Origin of the sequence: Polynucleobacter sp. AP-Titi-500A-B4 (assembly GCF_018688095.1) — a bacterium.
Lineage (GTDB): Bacteria > Pseudomonadota > Gammaproteobacteria > Burkholderiales > Burkholderiaceae > Polynucleobacter.
Map to the genome: position 1 here is coordinate 1,043,522 of NZ_CP061311.1, position 17,040 is coordinate 1,060,561.

The window sequence follows — 17,040 nt, forward strand, 5'->3', positions numbered from 1 at the left end:
TTTAAGCTATAGGTACTAAATCAGCAATGCTTTTGGCCGAGCTCATTGCCAGATCGGCATCTTTGGTTTCAACCATGACGCGAAGTAATGGTTCAGTTCCTGATGCACGAATAAGCACCCTACCAATGTCCTTGAGATCACTTTCTACTTTAGAGATTTGTCTCTTCAGAGACTCATCAGATTTCCAGTCATAGCCGGGTTTGAATTTCACATTCAACAGTACTTGCGGGAAAATCTTCACTGAATCGAGTAATTGGGCCAGACTCTTTTTATTCTGACTCATGGCTGCCAATACCTGAAGAGCGGCAATCGTGCCATCACCTGTTGAGTGCTGGTCCAAGCAAAGTAAATGGCCGGAGCCCTCACCGCCAATAATCCAGCCCTTTTGCTTGAGTAACTCTAAAACGTATCGGTCGCCGACATTGGCACGCTCAAAGCCAATTCCCAGCCCTTTAATAGCGTTCTCAACTGCTAAATTGGTCATCAAGGTGCCTACGGCGCCACCAAGCTTCTGTCCACGATCTAAGCGGTCTTTAGCCAATACATAAAGAAGTTCATCACCATTAAATAAACGCCCTGTGGCATCAACCATTTGTAAGCGGTCTGCATCACCATCAAGAGCAATTCCTAAATCCGCATTGACTTCCTTCACTTTGGCAATCAAAGCGGCTGGTGCTGTTGCGCCACAACCATCATTGATATTGCGGCCATCAGGACTAACACCGATAGAGATCACTTCTGCTCCAAGTTCATGAAATACACGCGGCGCAGTGTCATAAGCAGCGCCATTAGCACAATCCACAACGAGCTTCAAACCTTTGAGGTTTAACTCACCAGGAAATGTCGATTTACAAAACTCGATGTAACGGCCAGCGGCATCGTCTAGGCGAAATGCCTTCCCTAATGCTTCTGCTCTAACGCAACCCATTGGCTTTGCAAGCTCTGCTTCAATTGCTAACTCAAAATCATCATCTAACTTATCTCCGTTAGCAGAAAAGAATTTGATGCCATTATCTTGATAGGGGTTATGTGATGCAGAAATCACAATGCCTGCAGATAAACGTAAGGCCTTAGTGAGATATGCAACGCCTGGAGTTGGAATGGGGCCACAAAGCATGACATCAACACCAGCAGCTGCAAAGCCAGCTTCTAGAGCCGCTTCCAATAGGTACCCTGATACCCGCGTATCTTTGCCGATCAGCACTTTGCAGCGCTCACCCGCTTTAGTATTTTTATTCAACACCATACCTGCGGCATAGCCAAGGCGAGTCATGAATTCCGGAACGATCGGAAATGTACCAACCTCACCACGTATGCCATCAGTACCAAAGTATTGTTTTTTCATGAGCTTGATTATAAAACTTAGAGGCTTAGATTTTTAGGGCCAAGTCTAGGTATTTACAGCCTCCCAAAGCTTTAAAGCGTCTACGGTCTCGGGAACATCATGGACCCTAAGGATCTTGGTGCCACGATCTGCCGCCATCATCGCCGCGGCAATACTGGGGGCAAGGCGATCATTTGTTTCCTTACCAGTAATTTTGCCAATCATGGATTTGCGGGATATACCCGCCAGTACTGGATAGTCTAGTTCTGAGAAGCGCTGAAAATTAGTCAACATATTTAGATTATGTTCAAGACTTTTTCCAAAGCCAAAACCAGGGTCGATGGCAATTCTGTTGTGCTCAATCCCTTTTGAAATTAAAAGATCAGCGCGCTCCTTCAGAAATTGCTTCACCTCAATAATGACATCTTTGTATTCCGGATTAAACTGCATCGTCATGGGATCGCGCTGCATGTGCATCAATACAATCCCGCAATTTGAGCTCTCGAGGATTGCGCTAACTGCGCCCTCTTGTCTTAGCGCCCAAATATCATTGACACAATCTACGCCAGCATTCAGTGCATGACGCATAGTTTCTGGTTTATAAGTATCAATGGATAGTGGTACGCCACAATCTTTCAAGCCCTCAATGACCGGCAATACCCGATCCAGCTCTTCTTGAAGAGAAACAGGATCAGCGCCAGGTCTAGTCGATTCACCACCAATATCAATCAGATCAACACCGCTATGGATCATGAGCTCAGCTTGAGCGATCGCATCTTTAGCTGTTCTGAATTTGCCACCATCCGAAAATGAATCTGGCGTTGCATTCAGAATACCCATCACAATAGGGCGTTTGCGTTTACTAAAGTCAAAAAGAAAACGCCCACAACGCCATGTTGTGGGCATCTCTTGAATGCCTGTCTTAGTCATTCAGACGAAATCTTTATTGCTTATCTGCACACTAGGCTGTGGCGGGAGCGCTACCTGCTGCAGGACCTGGAGTTCCGGCTGAGTTACCAAACTGGGTTGCAGGAGGTGGCTTCGGAGTGCGTGGAGGACGACCTTCCATGATGTCGGTAATTTGCTCAGCATCAATGGTTTCCCATTCAAGCAAAGCGGCAACCATGGCCTCTACCTTATCGCGGTTTTGCTCCAAGATTGATTTAGCCAAAGCATATTGACTATCAATCAACATCCGAATTTCTGCATCAACCTTTTGCTGTGTCAACTCAGAAACCGTCTTAGTGCTGTTGCGACCAAAGATACTTTCAGATTCAGTATCAACATAGACCATCGTACCGAGACTATCGCTCATGCCATAACGAGTCACCATGTCACGCGCCATTTTGGTAGCACGCTCAAAGTCATTCGATGCACCAGTACTCATGGAATGCAAGAAGACTTCTTCAGCAGCACGACCGCCAAACAAAATCGCCAACTCTTCCAACATACGATCTTTGTAAAGATTGACGCGATCAAATTCTGGTAACTGCCAAGTTACACCTAAGGCCATACCTCGCGGCATGATAGTAACTTTGTGAACGGGATCCGCTTTAGGTAGCACTTTGGCCACAACAGCATGGCCAGACTCGTGATATGCCGTATTGCGACGCTCTTCTTCACGCATCACAGCAGACTTACGCTCAGGACCCATATAGATCTTGTCTTTAGCATCTTCAAAGTCTTTCATATCCACTGAACGCTTATTGCGGCGTGCAGCAAATAAAGCAGCTTCGTTCACCAAGTTCGCTAAATCAGCGCCCGAGAATCCTGGTGTGCCACGTGCCAACACAGCTGCATTCACATCAGGATCGATCGGCACCTTGCGCATATGCACTTGCAAGATTTGCTCACGACCGCGAATGTCTGGCAAACCAACGTGCACTTGGCGGTCAAAACGACCTGGGCGCAATAGTGCTTTATCTAAAACATCAGAACGGTTAGTTGCAGCAACAACGATCACGCCGCTATTGCTTTCAAAGCCATCCATCTCAACCAGCATCTGGTTCAAGGTTTGCTCGCGCTCATCGTTACCACCACCCATGCCGGCACCACGGTGACGACCGACTGCATCAATCTCATCAATAAAAATGATGCATGGAGAATTTTTCTTCGCGTTCTCAAACATGTCGCGCACACGGGATGCACCAACACCAACGAACATCTCCACGAAATCTGAACCTGAGATCGAGAAGAACGGGACTTTAGCTTCGCCAGCAATCGCACGCGCTAAGAGGGTCTTACCAGTACCAGGAGGGCCCACCAGCAATACGCCATGGGGAATGCGACCACCGAGCTTTTGAAACTTTTGAGGGTCTTTTAAGAAATCGACTAATTCAAAAACTTCTTCCTTTGCTTCATCGCAACCTGCAACATCAGCAAAAGTAACAGTATTGCTATTCTCATCAATCAGACGCGCCTTAGATTTACCAAAGGAGAATGCTCCGCCTTTGCCGCCACCTTGCATTTGACGCATCATGAAAAACCAAAAACCAATAATCAATAGAGTCGGTCCTAGGTAATACAAAGCAGAAACCAACATATTTGGTTCGTCTTCTGCTTTACCAGTCACTTGTACGCCGTACTTCATTAAGTCACCAACCATCCAGATGTCACCCGGAGAGATGATGGAGTATTTAATGCCGTCAGCAGGAGTGACTTGTAATGTGCGACCTTGCACATCAACACGCTTTACTTTTCCAGCTTTGGCGTCATCCATGAATTGGGAATAGGTGACCTGATTGGGATCCTTAGGCTTATCAAACTGTTTGAAAACAGTGAAAAGCACCAAGCCCACAATGAGCCACACACCGATTTTTTGGAACATATTGCTGTTCAAAATGAGTCCTTTTCTGGAATGATCCAGGAGTTAAAGCGAATCGCTATCTATGTATTTGATTCTACTACCAGCCTTTTTCAAGGGCTAATGGTGTTTTTATTTGATAAACCCATGTAATTTAGGGGGTTATTGGGCTTATTTAGGGTCTTTTTTGGGTTTATTTCGGTGGCTTGAGGTTTCTGCCTAAAAGGAAGATCTCCGAAGATCTAGCACGAGAGGCTTTGGGTTTTCTAGAGGCGACTGTTTTGAAGACCTTTTTAAAGGATTCCACGATCTGGCTATAACCACTGCCGTTGAAACACTTAATTAGTAAAGCGCCCTCAGGCTTGAGATGGGCCACGGCAAAATCCAAGGCAATCTCTGCCAAAAAAGCCATGCGAGACGCATCTGCCACCCCCACCCCTGACAAATTGGGAGCCATATCCGAAAGGACCAAATCCACCTTGCCTTCTGCATTTTTAGGAAGCAAGGCTTCCAGAGCAGCAAGCCCTTCTTCCTCACGGAAGTCACCTTGGATAAAGCTCACATCCGCAATATCTTCCATTGGCAAAATATCAATCGCAATAATTTGACCGTCTGGTTTGCCAGATTCAATATTTGGATTGCTTTTACCCAACTCGGTTAAGCGATTACGGGCGTACTGGGACCAGCTACCTGGAGCGCTACCCAAGTCAACAATGGTCATTCCCGCCTTGATGAGGTGATCTTGCTCGTCAATTTCACTGAGCTTATAAACCGCTCTTGCGCGATAGCCCTCTTTTTGAGCCATCTTCACATAGGGATCGGTTAGATGATCCTGCAACCAACTTTTATTAAATTTATTCTTTGCCACAACTTACCCACTTTCGCCCTACATTTTCCTAGTTTCTGCCCTCTAAAGCAAAAGGAATCGAAGGAAAACCTGCTAATTACCTTCCAAAGAGGCTCTTTTACCCATCAATGCTCTATCATCGAGCCCATGACTGCACTGACTATTACCCCCGCACAACGTAAATCCCTCAAAGCCGATGCCCATGACTTAAGTCCAGTGGTGATGGTTGGCGGCGATGGCTTAACACCTGCTGTGATCAAAGAAGCAAAACTGGCGATCAATCATCATGGCTTAATTAAAGTCCGTGTTTTTGGTGATGAGCGCGAAGCACGTATTGCGATTTATGAAGAGCTTTGCGACAAGCTAGATGCAGCCCCAGTGCAACACATTGGTAAGTTACTTGTTCTCTGGAAACCAAAAGATATCGTTGATGAAGCTTATGCCAATTTAGGTCGCTCCAGCAAACAGACCAAAAAATCTTTGCAGGCACCAAGAACTAAACGTCAGTCCAATCGGGCACCCAGCAAATCTGGAGTTCGTACTAGCACCTCTGAAAGATCAGATCGTCGCTCTGCTTCAAATAAATCTCCGTTTGAGCGTGCTGCTGCTGTGAAATCAACTACACCGAAGAAGCGCGTTCTCCGTTCTGAAGCTGCCGAGTCAAAGATTGGTTGGTCATCCCCTGGATATCGCAAAGCTGCTGCAGCACCTGCGCCAGTCAAGAGACGTAAAGTTCGCATGAGTAGCAACAAGAAAAAATCCCTTGGCTCCTGAGCTGTAACGGGTTGTATTGCTGAAGTTTGAAAGAGCGCCGCTAGTCGGCGTTTTTTGTTGCTCGCCATACCAAGACTAAGCCAAGTACTGCTTGAACCATAAATAAAGCGCTCGATACACCATGCAGTCTGCCAAATAGAATAGCGTTGGTTGACTCGCGTACAGACAGCCCCGCAAATAGAGCTTGATCTCTTAGTGAATTCATCCAAGGAATGATGATGAATGCCGCACTGATGGTGCAAGCCAGCATGCCTAATAAGATCCAGCGGATGAGACGGTAGCGCTGGTGACCATGCCGAACCAGATAATTGGACATGACCATCAGGAAACCACTGAGAGCTACGCCGATATAGGCTGTTGCTTTAAAGAGGGAGGCAGCAACCATTCCAGCAACTTGACGATCGCCTAGAGAAGAAAATAAAACAGGAACAACTAGAAAGCCAATAGTAATGAAGCTACCAACCCAAAGCCCAGAAATGACGCTAAAGAATCTCTGAGCTTTAGCATTACTTGTTGGGATCATTAGATGTAGCGAACCACCAGAATCTCGACCTCACGGTTACCACCTGGCGCCTGAACCGCAACAACATCACCCTCTTCTTTACCAATTAGGGCGCGGGCGATGGGTGAACTAATCGAGATCTTATGTAAAGCGATATCCGCCTCATCATCACCAACAATTTGGTATGTAAGCTTTGAGCCGTCTTCCAGATCTTCAAGATCTACAGTGGCGCCAAATACCACCCGACCAGATACGTCTAGTGACGCAGGATCAATAATTTGAGCGGCAGAGAGTTTACCTTCAAGCTCCTGAATACGGCCCTCGATAAAACCTTGCTTTTCTTTGGCAGCATCGTATTCAGCGTTTTCTGAAAGATCGCCTTGCGCGCGTGCTTCAGAGATAGCATTAATCACTGCTGGGCGCTCTACATGCTTAAGGCGATGCAACTCCTCTTTGAGGAGTTCTGCACCGCGTTTGGTAATCGGAATTGTGCTCATGCTACTAACCTAACTTAAAAACAGGCGCAAAACACGCCCATAAAGCTGATTTTAGATTAAATGAGTGTCCGATGTAAGTTTTGAAGCGAATAAACCTCGAGTGACTCTTTACTGCCATTTTGAGATGCCAGCAAACCATCCATGACTGCACGAGCCGCACTTATCGTGGTGTAGTAAGTCACGCCATTAGCCTGAGCGCTGGTACGAATAGACCGAGAGTCAGCAATGGCAGTACGGGTTTCATCAACAGTTGTAAATACCAGGGAAATTTCACCATTTTTGATGAAATCCACGATATGAGGACGACCATCTTTCACTTTATTCACTAAACGCACTGGCAAGCCAGCAGCTTCAATCGCGGCGGCTGTACCTTTGGTAGCAACCATCGGGAATCCAAGCTGATGCAAGATCTTGGCCACTTCAACGGCCTTTGGTTTATCGCTGTCTTTGACAGTAAGGAGCACAGCGCCGCTCTTGGGCAATTTAATACTTGCACCTAACTGAGACTTAAATAATGCTTCGCCGAACGTTTTGCCAACACCCATCACTTCACCGGTAGAACGCATTTCTGGTCCAAGAATGGGATCAATGCCTGGGAACTTATTAAATGGGAATACCGCTTCTTTCACAGAGAAGTATGGAGGTTTCACTTCCGAGTTAATGCCCTGCTGTTCTAGTGATTGACCTACCATGCAGCGCGCTGCAATTTTGGCCAATTGCAAACCAGTTGCTTTAGAAACAAACGGTACAGTCCGCGAGGCGCGTGGGTTGACCTCTAAAACGTAAATCACATCTTTTCCGTCAACATTCTGAATTGCAAACTGGACGTTCATCAAACCAACTACGTTCAAACCTTTAGCCATTGCTGCCGTTTGACGTTTGATCTCTTCCACAGTGGCGTCAGATAAAGAATATGGTGGCAATGAACATGCGGAGTCACCAGAGTGAACGCCGGCCTGCTCAATATGCTCCATCACGCCGCCGATGAATACTTTATTGCCATCGCTAATGCAATCCACGTCACACTCAATCGCATCGTTCAAGAAGCGATCGAGCAACACTGGAGAGTCATGGGAAACCTTAACGGCTTCACGCATATAGCGCTCAAGATCACGACCATCATGAACGATTTCCATCGCACGACCACCCAGAACATAGGATGGGCGAACGACTAATGGGTAGCCAATTTCTTCGGCAAGCTTCAATGCCTCTTCTTCAGTACGCGCAGTCCGATTAGGCGGCTGACGTAAACCAAGATCCTGCAATAACTTTTGGAAGCGCTCACGATCTTCTGCCGCATCAATCATGTCAGGCGATGTACCAATGATGGGTACGCCATTTCGCTCAAGATCCAACGCCAGCTTTAAAGGGGTTTGTCCACCGTATTGGACGATGACACCCTTCGGTTTTTCTTTAGCAACGATCTCCAAAACATCTTCGAGTGTTAATGGTTCAAAGTACAGGCGATCCGAAGTGTCGTAGTCGGTAGAGACGGTTTCTGGGTTGCAGTTCACCATAATGGTTTCATAACCGTCATCACGCATTGCTAAGGCAGCATGGACGCAGCAGTAATCAAACTCAATACCCTGACCAATGCGGTTTGGACCGCCACCCAAGACCATAATTTTCTCTTTGGTCGTTGGACGTGATTCGCACTCACCATGTTCTGCTTCATATGTGGAATACATATAGGCAGTATTGGTAGAGAATTCGGCAGCACAAGTATCCACACGTTTGTAAACGGGTAGCACTTTCAAGCGATGGCGTGCAGCGCGTACTGAAGATGCGTCAACACCCAACAACTTGGCCAAGCGACGATCAGAAAATCCTTTTTGCTTAACAAAGCGCAGCTCTGCTGGTGAAAGACTATCAATCTTGCGTTGCTTTAATTCTGTTTCAACAGTGATGAGCTCTTCGATCTGCTCTAAGAACCAAGGATCAACCTTAGTTTCGTTATAGATCTCATCTAAGCCCATGCCCATGCGGAATGCATCGGCTAAGTACCAGATACGATCGGGGCCAGGTTCATTGATCTCATTAATGATGTCATCAAGATCTGTAGAGACTTCATCTAAACCATCTACCCCAACCTCCAAACCACGCAGAGCTTTCTGGAAAGACTCTTGGAAGGTACGCCCAATAGCCATCACTTCGCCAACCGACTTCATCTGCGTTGTTAGACGTGAATCTGCTTGTGGGAATTTCTCAAAGGCGAAGCGTGGAATCTTCGTAACCACATAGTCAATAGAAGGTTCGAACGATGCTGGAGTTGCGCCACCAGTAATATCGTTCTTGAGTTCATCAAGGGTATAACCCACCGCAAGTTTGGCGGCGATCTTCGCAATTGGGAAGCCGGTTGCTTTGGATGCCAATGCGGAGGAACGGGATACACGGGGGTTCATCTCAATGACGATCATGCGACCATCAACAGGATTAATCGAGAACTGTACGTTAGAACCACCAGTATCGACACCAATTTCACGAAGTACCGCAATCGATGCATTACGCATGATTTGATACTCTTTATCGGTCAAGGTTTGCGCTGGAGCAACTGTAATGGAGTCACCAGTATGCACACCCATTGGATCTAAGTTTTCAATGGAGCAAACAATGATGCAGTTGTCATTGCGATCTCGCACCACTTCCATCTCAAATTCTTTCCAGCCCAAGAGAGATTCTTCAATCAAGAGCTCGCGAGTTGGAGATAAATCAAGACCGCGCTTGCAAATCTCTTCGAATTCTTCGCGGTTATAGGCAATACCGCCGCCTGATCCGCCCATGGTGAACGAAGGACGAATGACTACCGGGAAACCAGAGCTGCCAGTTTCCTTCTGAATCCGCTGTTGCACTTCATGAGCTTCATCCATGGAGTGGGCAATGCCAGACTTAGCAGAACCTAGACCAATCTTAGTCATGGCATCTTTAAATTTCTGGCGATCTTCTGCTTTATCAATCGCTTCGGGGGAAGCACCAATCAATTCGCAGCCATATTTTTTCAATACGCCATGACGATGTAAGTCGAGTGCGCAGTTCAGGGCAGTTTGACCACCCATGGTCGGCAAAATGGCATCTGGCTTCTCAGTAGCAATAATGCGCTCTACCACTTCCCAGGTAATAGGTTCGATGTAAGTCACATCAGCCATTTCTGGATCAGTCATGATGGTGGCAGGATTGCTGTTCACCAAAATCACTTTGTAGCCCTCATCACGCAATGCTTTACATGCTTGTGCACCTGAGTAATCGAACTCACAAGCTTGGCCAATCACAATAGGGCCAGCACCAATAATCAGAATGCTCTTAATGTCGCTACGCTTAGGCATTATTTGCCCTCCTTCTTGCTGGCAGCATTCATGAGCTCCACAAACCGATCAAATAAATAGGCGATGTCATGTGGCCCAGGCGATGCTTCAGGGTGACCCTGGAAGCAGAGAGCCGGCTTATCTTTCCAAGCCAAACCTTGTAACGAGCCGTCAAACAAAGAAACATGGGTTACGCGAATGTTGTCTGGAAGTGTATTGGCATCGACTGCAAAGCCATGGTTTTGTGAAGTAATGGCTACACGGCCAGTATCTAAATCTTTCACTGGATGGTTTGCACCGTGGTGACCAAACTTCATCTTCAAGGTTTTGGCACCCGCTGCTAAACCCATAATCTGATGGCCTAAGCAGATACCAAAGGTAGGAACACCTTTTTCAATAATTTCTTTTGCGGCAGCAATTGCATAATCGCAAGGACCAGGATCTCCAGGCCCATTTGAGAAAAATACGCCATCTGGTTTCATGGTCAAGACTTCTGCAGCAGTTGTTTGCGCAGGCACAACCGTTAATTCGCAGCCACGCTCAGTGAGCATCCGCAAAATATTACGCTTCACACCGAAGTCATAAGCAACAACCTTTTTCAGCGGCTTAGTTTTATCTAGAGTTCTGTATGCAGGCTTGCCATCAGGGCCATGCAAATCCCATTCTGCTTCGCGCCATTCGTATGCTTTTGAAGTGGTAACAACTTTTGCCAAGTCCAGGCCGCTCATGCCAGGAAAGGCTTTTGCTAGTTCTAAGGCCTTTTTACCCAAAACCTCAGAGTCCTCACCCAATTTGCCTGCCACAATCGCACCCGATTGAGCACCCTTATCACGCAAGATGCGTGTCAGCTTACGAGTATCGATTCCAGCGATTCCAACTACGCCAGCTTCTTTTAAGTAGCTGTCTAAGCTACCTTCTGAGCGAAAATTAGAAACACGTTTTGGCAGATCTTTGATGACTAGGCCGGCTGCATGAATCTGATCAGACTCAGCATCTTGGGCATTAACACCTACGTTTCCAATATGGGGATAAGTCAGGGTGACAATTTGGCGCGAATAACTAGGATCAGTGATGATCTCTTGGTAACCAGTCAATGCAGTATTGAAAACAACTTCGCCGGTAGTTTCGCCTGGGGCGCCAATGCTATAACCGGGAAATAAGGTGCCGTCGGCTAAGGCCAACACGGCGGGAGGAAAAGAAGGAAGCAAGGGTGACAAACCATCTCCAGTCCCTGCTCCATCCGACGCTCAAAACCCCCAAAAAGACCAACCCGGGGCTTGTGTATGCGGGAGGTGAGTGTCTTTAAGCGCTAGGGTATTTAATTAGTTTCGAACCTTGCAATGATACCAGTTTTGGTCTGTAAGCCTTTGAATCCCCAGCCAAATGCGCTTTAGAGGCTGATTTCCTCCCCAAACCCTTAGGGCCGAGAAGGATATCTATCAGCGTGTCGTGTTTTAACTCTTACGCAGCGGCACCTTGCTCAATGATGGTCTTGATTTGAGCTAAGACAGTCTGATCTTCCATGGTACTGATATCACCAGGATCACGCCCTTCTGCAACCGCTTGCAATGCACGGCGAACGATCTTACCCGAACGGGTCTTTGGCAATGCCGTGACAACATAAACACGACCAGGTCGAGCAATCGCACCCAGTTGGCTATCCACAGTTTTCATACACTCTTTTTCCAAGTTTTCTGCCTTAGAGGCGTCTTTTGGAATCACAAATGCAATCGCAGCCTGACCTTTAAGCTTGTCCTCGATGCCAACCACAGCCACTTCAGAAATATTGGGATGGCTAGAGATACTTTCCTCAATTTCGCGAGTACCAAGTCGGTGACCTGCAACGTTAATCACATCATCAGTACGACCCAAGATAAAGAAATATCCATCTTTATCTTTGATACCCCAGTCAAAGGTGGAATAAATCAACTTACCAGGGATCGTTTCCCAATAAGTGCTAATAAAACGCTTGTCATCGCCCCATACGGTTTGCATACAGCCCGGAGGTAGCGGACCTTCAATGGCAATCACCCCTTTTTGATCAGGCCCTAGCTCAGCGGAGGTCGCATCATCCAAGAGTTTCATGTTGTAGCCAAAAGACGGGACGCCAGGTGAGCCAAACTTGTGGGGCATCACTTCTACACCACGTTGAATCGCTAACATTGGCCAGCCAGTTTCGGTCTGCCAGTAGTTATCCACAATCGGTTTCTTAATCGCATCATGAATCCAACTTGCGGTTGGTTCATCAAGCGGCTCGCCTGCCAGGAACAATGCACGTAATGTAGAAAGATCATGCTTAGTTAAGTATTCAGGATCTTGTTTTTTGAGAACCCGAACAGCGGTCGGTGCAGAGAACATGACGGAGACTTTGTATTTAGCAACCAACTCCCACCAGATACCTGCATCAGGACGCAATGGCGTACCCTCATACATGATCGTCGCCATGCCATTGAGTAGTGGACCATAAATAATGTAGCTGTGCCCAACTACCCAACCAATGTCAGAGGTGGTGAACATGGTTTCACCAGCTTTGCCACAGAAGATGTGATTCATCGTGGACATCAATGCAACCGCATAACCACCGGTATCACGTTGAACGCCCTTTGGTTTTCCAGTGGTACCAGAGGTATACAAAATATAAGAGGGGTGGGTTGCATCTACCCATTCAATTGGAACCAGATCATTGAGGTGTTTTTTGCGCTCAGAGGCATAGTCCAAGTCTCTTCCAGCTACTGTAGTGAATTCAGAAAGGCCACGATTCACGATCAAGACTTTTTCTGGCTTGTAACTAGCTAGTGTGATTGCCTCATCCAACAATGGCTTGTATGGAACTGCTTTACCGCCGCGCATACCAGCTTCTGCAGTCACCACCATTTTGGGTTTTGCATCATCAATACGAGAAGCCAAGCTATGGGACGCAAAACCTCCGAATACTACAGAATGAATTGCCCCAATACGAGCACAAGCGAGCATTGCAAAGCAAGCTTCAGCAATCATCGGCATATAGATTAATACGCGATCGCCTTTTTTTATGCCGTTGGCTTTGTAAATAGCGGCCATACGATTGACTTCTTCGTAGAGCTCTTTGAATGTGTATGCCTTCTCTTGGTTGGTTTCTGTCGAAACCGCTACTAAAGCAGTTTGATCTGGGTTAGTTTTGTAGTGACGATCAACTGCGTTGTAACAAAGATTAGTAAGACCGCCCTCAAACCATTTAGCAAATGGCGGGTTGTCGTAGTTCAGAACCTTATCAAATGGTTTTTCCCAATGAATCAACTTGGCCTGCTCACCCCAAAATCCATCTGGGTCTTTTATTGAGCGTTCGTGATGTGCTTTATAGGACATGGTCAACCTAATCTAAAAAGTTTCTGAAATTACGGGTTTTTGCTCGCCCCTTTATTACTTGAACTGTTGCTAACGGGCGCCGAACTACCATTTTTCGCAGATTTTGCAAGCCCTGTCGATGCGGATTTATGCTGAGATGCAGCATTTTTTTGAGAAGAATTACCCTTAGAAGCAACTGAAGGGGTTGCATTATTCGGTTTTGCTGGCCCACATTTCACAGCTTTGGCATTCTTAGCGCCTTTGGCTGGTTTCGGGCATTTAGGGGCTGGTGGAGGTGGTTTTTCAAGGCTTAGGCTGGCGTTATCAGCCATAGCCGACGAAACGTCTCCTGCACGACTGCCGACTTTCGGAATAATGACAGTAGACCCTGCCTTGATTCTCATACCCTTGGGGATACCATTAACTTGTCTTAATGCGTCCGGATCAACACCCAATGTTTTTGCAGCTTGATCCACACTTTCAGTCTTGCTCACTTTGACGGCAGTCCAGCTAGAGAGTGGTTTGCTGTATTTCTTTAGGTTGTCTTGAAAGATTTCAGCATGACCGAACGGCAATAAGATTTGCTGGTTGGCGTTACTGAGGATGACAGGTTTATTGAATGATGGATTCAGACTATGAAATTCATCTTCAGGTATTTCTGCTAACTTAATCGCTAATGAGACATCAATATCACTACCTACCTCTACTGCAACAAAGTAAGGATGATTCTCGAGTTCAGGCAAAACAATACCGTAGGCTGATGGGTCCAACACAATGGCGCGATACGCCATCAGCTTGGGCACATACATGCGGGTCTCGCGGGGCATCGTTAAGCTCTCGTAATCTGTAGGCAAGCCTGCTGCAAGATTACGTTTCTGAGCTTTAGACACATTGCCTGCACCCCAGTTATATGCAGCCAATGCCAACTCCCAGCTGCCAAATTGTTTATGAAGACGTTGTAAATAATCCAAGGCAGCATCAGTGGATTGCAAGACATCCCTGCGTTCATCACGAAAGACATTTTGTGTCAGTTGAAAATCCTTGCCAGTCGCTGGCATAAATTGCCATAGGCCAACTGCCTTTGCACTCGACTTCGCATTGGTGACAAAGGCGCTCTCCACAAAGGGCAACAAGGCAATTTCCGTAGGCATGTTGCGTGCGTTCACTTCTTGTACGATATAAAACAAATAGCGTGAGGAACGTGCCATAGAGCGATGTACATAATCTGGGCGGGCACTAAGCCAACGCACTTGCTCAATCTCGAGAGGGCTATTCAGGGGTTCCATTTGGAATCCATCCCGAATGCGAATCCACAAGTTATCTGAAGGTGCGTAGACCTTGCTCACGGACTGGCTCTGAAGGTTGACTCGCGTCGCCTTAGATGCTTTGGACCCTGGCTTAGTCGGCGTATCTGAGGACCAATCTCCTGTGCTGGCGCAACCAGATAAAAAAACGGCAATGACTATTGCCGTATAGATCAAACGCATCAGAATCGGTCTTTCCAGGCACGTATGACAGCCAATACATGCGCTGGTGATGGCAGTTCTAACTGACCAGAAATCGTTTTGGCCGATGCTATTACATCGTCCTGATCACTTCGCATAAACGGGTTAACTTGTAGCTCTTGCCCGATCGTTGTTGGTAGGGTTGGCAGCCCTTTTTTCCGCAACTCTTGTGCACGCTCTGACCAAGAAATTAAATTTACATTATTAGGTTCGACTGCCAAAGCAAAACGAATGTTGGATAAGGTGTATTCATGGGTGCAGTACACCAAAGTATTTTTAGGAAAGGCAGCAAACTTGGCTAATGACTCAGTCATCTGAGTTGGTGTGCCTTCGAATAATCGGCCACAACCGGAAGCGAATAAGGTATCGCCACAGAACAACATAGGCTCAACAACATTAGCCTGCATGTTTGCAAAGTAGGATATGTGGCTTAAAGTGTGGCCAGGCACCTCATACACCTTAAGGCTGATGCGCGGAGATTCAATCTCTATCTTGTCGCCCTCCATACCAATCACTGTACGACCGGGAATATTGTCGCCAACAGGACCATAGACCGGAATATTTGGTCCCAATGCATTTAATAGATTCAGAATGCCGCCTGTATGGTCAGCATGGTGATGCGTTACCAAAATACCCTTAAGCTTTAGCTCAGCCTGTGTCAGATATTCCAAAACAGGGGCTGAATCACCCGGATCAACCACCAATGCAGACTTTCCATCATGGATACACCAGATGTAGTTGTCATCAAAGGCTGGAATGGGCCAAACTTGCAATAAAGTATTCTTATCCATAGACCGATGATACCAACCCCACCCATCCCCTCGCAGATGCCTGCACCCCCTTGGAGCTCTTGGGAAAAGTGGCTCCAGTCACCTCCTGGCCGATATGTACTGCGCTGGGAGCAAAAGTGCTTTGATCAAATTGTGGCTGATGTCTTTGGCTTTCATGCCGTACAAATTGGCTTACCCCAAATTAATGCCTTGAGCGAGAACCGCATGCCTTTGCATGCACTTTTGGTTCATTCTCATGACAGCCGCAAGGTCGCGCAACGCTTTGCTTGGCACATCATCGAAGGTAGCAATACCGAACTCCCTTTTGCTAACGAAAGTATTGATCTCATGGTTTTGCCGCACGTTCTTGAATTTGCTGCAGACCCTCATCACATTTTGCGCGAAGTCGATCGCGTCCTGCGCCCGGAAGGTCGCTTGGTTATATCTGGATTTAATCCAGCCAGTTTGTGGGGCGCAAGACAATATCTCAGCAGACTCATCGGCAATCCTTATCTTCCAAGAGACGGTCAATTTATCGGCCTCTTACGCGTCAAAGATTGGTTGCAACTTTTAAATTACTCACTGGATCGCGGTCACTTTGGTTGTTATAAATTTCCACTACAAGGCGAATCTTCCATGAACCGTATGGACTTCTTAGAGTCCATGGGTAACCGTTGGTGGCCTATCTTTGGGGCTGTGTTTTTAGTATCCGCAATCAAGCGACACCAGGGCATGAGGTTGATTGGACAAGTGCAGTCAGTACGCCTACCGGCTATTAATCAATTAGCGCCTGCTGCTGAACGCAATCAATTGCGCAACACGCTTAAGAAAACTCAAAGCAAGTAAATTACCCATATGCCTCATAACAAACCCGAACATCATCCACCTCATATCGTGATCTACACCGATGGTGCCTGCAAAGGCAATCCTGGACCTGGGGGCTGGGGTGCGGTCCTGCGTTCAGGCAATCATGAAAAGCAGATTCATGGTGGAGAAAAGCTCACCACTAACAATCGGATGGAAATAAGCGCTGTCATTTTTGCCCTGCGCGCACTAAAGCAAAGAAGCTCAGTTGAGCTTTGGACCGACTCCCAATATGTCCAAAAAGGGGTCACAGAATGGCTAGAGGGCTGGAAAAAGCGTGGCTGGAAGACTGCCAGTAGAGACCCCGTTAAAAACGCCGATTTATGGCAAGAATTGGACGCTCTACTGCCTGATCACGAGATTTCTTGGCACTGGGTCAGAGGCCACAATGGTCACCCCGGAAACGAGCTAGCCGATCAACTAGCTAACAAAGGGGTTGAAGAGTTTTTGCCCTAGGGCAAATAAGTGCCCTTCTGCCACTGTTTTAGCCTGCTTATGAGAGAATGGGCAAGCTTTCAAATAGCCTAGAAA

The 17,040-nt window shown here is 46.9% G+C and carries 14 protein-coding genes; 3 read left to right on the forward strand and 11 right to left on the reverse strand.

The features are described from left to right. Position 1 precedes the first annotated feature (1 nt). From glmM to FD968_RS05455, 4 genes are all read right to left on the reverse strand, one after another. Complete coding sequence (gene glmM / locus FD968_RS05440; RefSeq protein WP_215364404.1) at positions 2–1,345, reverse strand: phosphoglucosamine mutase; 1,344 nt, start codon at positions 1,343–1,345, stop codon at positions 2–4. Positions 1,346–1,390: 45 nt separating this feature from the next. Beyond that, the gene (gene folP, locus FD968_RS05445) at positions 1,391–2,254 is read right to left on the reverse strand and encodes a dihydropteroate synthase (RefSeq protein WP_215364406.1); all 864 of its coding nucleotides are present in this window, start codon (positions 2,252–2,254) and stop codon (positions 1,391–1,393) included. 31 nt (positions 2,255–2,285) lie between these two features. Then, positions 2,286–4,163 carry an ATP-dependent zinc metalloprotease FtsH gene (gene ftsH, locus FD968_RS05450; RefSeq protein WP_215364408.1) on the reverse strand — a complete coding sequence of 626 codons (1,878 nt, stop codon included), beginning with the start codon at positions 4,161–4,163 and terminating at the stop codon, positions 2,286–2,288. A 157-nt stretch (positions 4,164–4,320) separates the two neighbouring features. Next, positions 4,321–4,995: an RlmE family RNA methyltransferase gene (locus FD968_RS05455; protein ID WP_215364410.1), complete on the reverse strand. Its 675-nt coding sequence runs from the start codon at positions 4,993–4,995 to the stop codon at positions 4,321–4,323. 126 nt (positions 4,996–5,121) lie between these two features. On the opposite strand from FD968_RS05455, the gene FD968_RS05460 reads away from it, so the two are divergent. After that, positions 5,122–5,748 carry a YhbY family RNA-binding protein gene (locus tag FD968_RS05460; RefSeq protein WP_215364412.1) on the forward strand — a complete coding sequence of 209 codons (627 nt, stop codon included), beginning with the start codon at positions 5,122–5,124 and terminating at the stop codon, positions 5,746–5,748. Positions 5,749–5,788: 40 nt separating this feature from the next. Here FD968_RS05460 and FD968_RS05465 read toward each other — a convergent pair whose 3' ends face one another. The 7 genes from FD968_RS05465 to gloB all read right to left on the reverse strand — a co-directional run bounded on the left by FD968_RS05465 (position 5,789) and on the right by gloB (position 15,666). Continuing rightward, entirely contained in the window at positions 5,789–6,271 is a 483-nt protein-coding gene (locus FD968_RS05465; protein ID WP_215364414.1) for a DUF4149 domain-containing protein, read from the reverse strand. Continuing rightward, on the reverse strand, positions 6,271–6,747 hold the full coding sequence (gene greA, locus FD968_RS05470) for a transcription elongation factor GreA (RefSeq protein WP_215364417.1): 477 nt from the start codon (positions 6,745–6,747) through the stop codon (positions 6,271–6,273). Before greA ends, FD968_RS05465 begins: the two co-directional genes overlap by 1 nt. A gap of 56 nt (positions 6,748–6,803) precedes the next feature. Then, positions 6,804–10,067 carry a carbamoyl-phosphate synthase large subunit gene (gene carB, locus FD968_RS05475; RefSeq protein WP_215364421.1) on the reverse strand — a complete coding sequence of 1,088 codons (3,264 nt, stop codon included), beginning with the start codon at positions 10,065–10,067 and terminating at the stop codon, positions 6,804–6,806. Next, on the reverse strand, positions 10,067–11,254 hold the full coding sequence (gene carA / locus FD968_RS05480; protein WP_215368063.1) for a glutamine-hydrolyzing carbamoyl-phosphate synthase small subunit: 1,188 nt from the start codon (positions 11,252–11,254) through the stop codon (positions 10,067–10,069). Before carA ends, carB begins: the two co-directional genes overlap by 1 nt. A 253-nt stretch (positions 11,255–11,507) precedes the next feature. Then, positions 11,508–13,391: a propionate--CoA ligase gene (locus FD968_RS05485; RefSeq protein WP_215364424.1), complete on the reverse strand. Its 1,884-nt coding sequence runs from the start codon at positions 13,389–13,391 to the stop codon at positions 11,508–11,510. Positions 13,392–13,420: 29 nt separating this feature from the next. Next, entirely contained in the window at positions 13,421–14,857 is a 1,437-nt protein-coding gene (locus tag FD968_RS05490; protein ID WP_215364427.1) for a transglycosylase SLT domain-containing protein, read from the reverse strand. Further along, positions 14,857–15,666 (reverse strand): hydroxyacylglutathione hydrolase, encoded by an 810-nt coding sequence (gene gloB / locus FD968_RS05495; RefSeq protein WP_215364429.1) that lies wholly within the window; start codon positions 15,664–15,666, stop codon positions 14,857–14,859. The genes FD968_RS05490 and gloB overlap by 1 nt, the downstream gene beginning before the upstream one ends. 36 nt (positions 15,667–15,702) lie before the next feature. On the opposite strand from gloB, the gene FD968_RS05500 reads away from it, so the two are divergent. Together FD968_RS05500 and rnhA are read left to right on the forward strand one after the other, a co-directional pair. After that, the gene (locus FD968_RS05500; protein WP_251367500.1) at positions 15,703–16,491 is read left to right on the forward strand and encodes a class I SAM-dependent methyltransferase; all 789 of its coding nucleotides are present in this window, start codon (positions 15,703–15,705) and stop codon (positions 16,489–16,491) included. 9 nt (positions 16,492–16,500) lie between these two features. Then, on the forward strand, positions 16,501–16,965 hold the full coding sequence (gene rnhA / locus FD968_RS05505; RefSeq protein ID WP_215364433.1) for a ribonuclease HI: 465 nt from the start codon (positions 16,501–16,503) through the stop codon (positions 16,963–16,965). Positions 16,966–17,040 lie beyond the last annotated feature (75 nt).

Coding starts and splice junctions, on each gene's coding strand:
- FD968_RS05500 (WP_251367500.1), top strand. CDS start 15,703: ATGCCTGCACCCCCTTGGAGCTCTTGGGAAAAGTGGCTCCAGTCACCT.
- FD968_RS05485 (WP_215364424.1), bottom strand. CDS start 13,391: ATGTCCTATAAAGCACATCACGAACGCTCAATAAAAGACCCAGATGGA.
- FD968_RS05465 (WP_215364414.1), bottom strand. CDS start 6,271: ATGATCCCAACAAGTAATGCTAAAGCTCAGAGATTCTTTAGCGTCATT.
- FD968_RS05460 (WP_215364412.1), top strand. CDS start 5,122: ATGACTGCACTGACTATTACCCCCGCACAACGTAAATCCCTCAAAGCC.
- glmM (WP_215364404.1), bottom strand. CDS start 1,345: ATGAAAAAACAATACTTTGGTACTGATGGCATACGTGGTGAGGTTGGT.
- folP (WP_215364406.1), bottom strand. CDS start 2,254: ATGACTAAGACAGGCATTCAAGAGATGCCCACAACATGGCGTTGTGGG.
- gloB (WP_215364429.1), bottom strand. CDS start 15,666: ATGGATAAGAATACTTTATTGCAAGTTTGGCCCATTCCAGCCTTTGAT.
- greA (WP_215364417.1), bottom strand. CDS start 6,747: ATGAGCACAATTCCGATTACCAAACGCGGTGCAGAACTCCTCAAAGAG.
- carB (WP_215364421.1), bottom strand. CDS start 10,067: ATGCCTAAGCGTAGCGACATTAAGAGCATTCTGATTATTGGTGCTGGC.
- FD968_RS05490 (WP_215364427.1), bottom strand. CDS start 14,857: ATGCGTTTGATCTATACGGCAATAGTCATTGCCGTTTTTTTATCTGGT.
- rnhA (WP_215364433.1), top strand. CDS start 16,501: ATGCCTCATAACAAACCCGAACATCATCCACCTCATATCGTGATCTAC.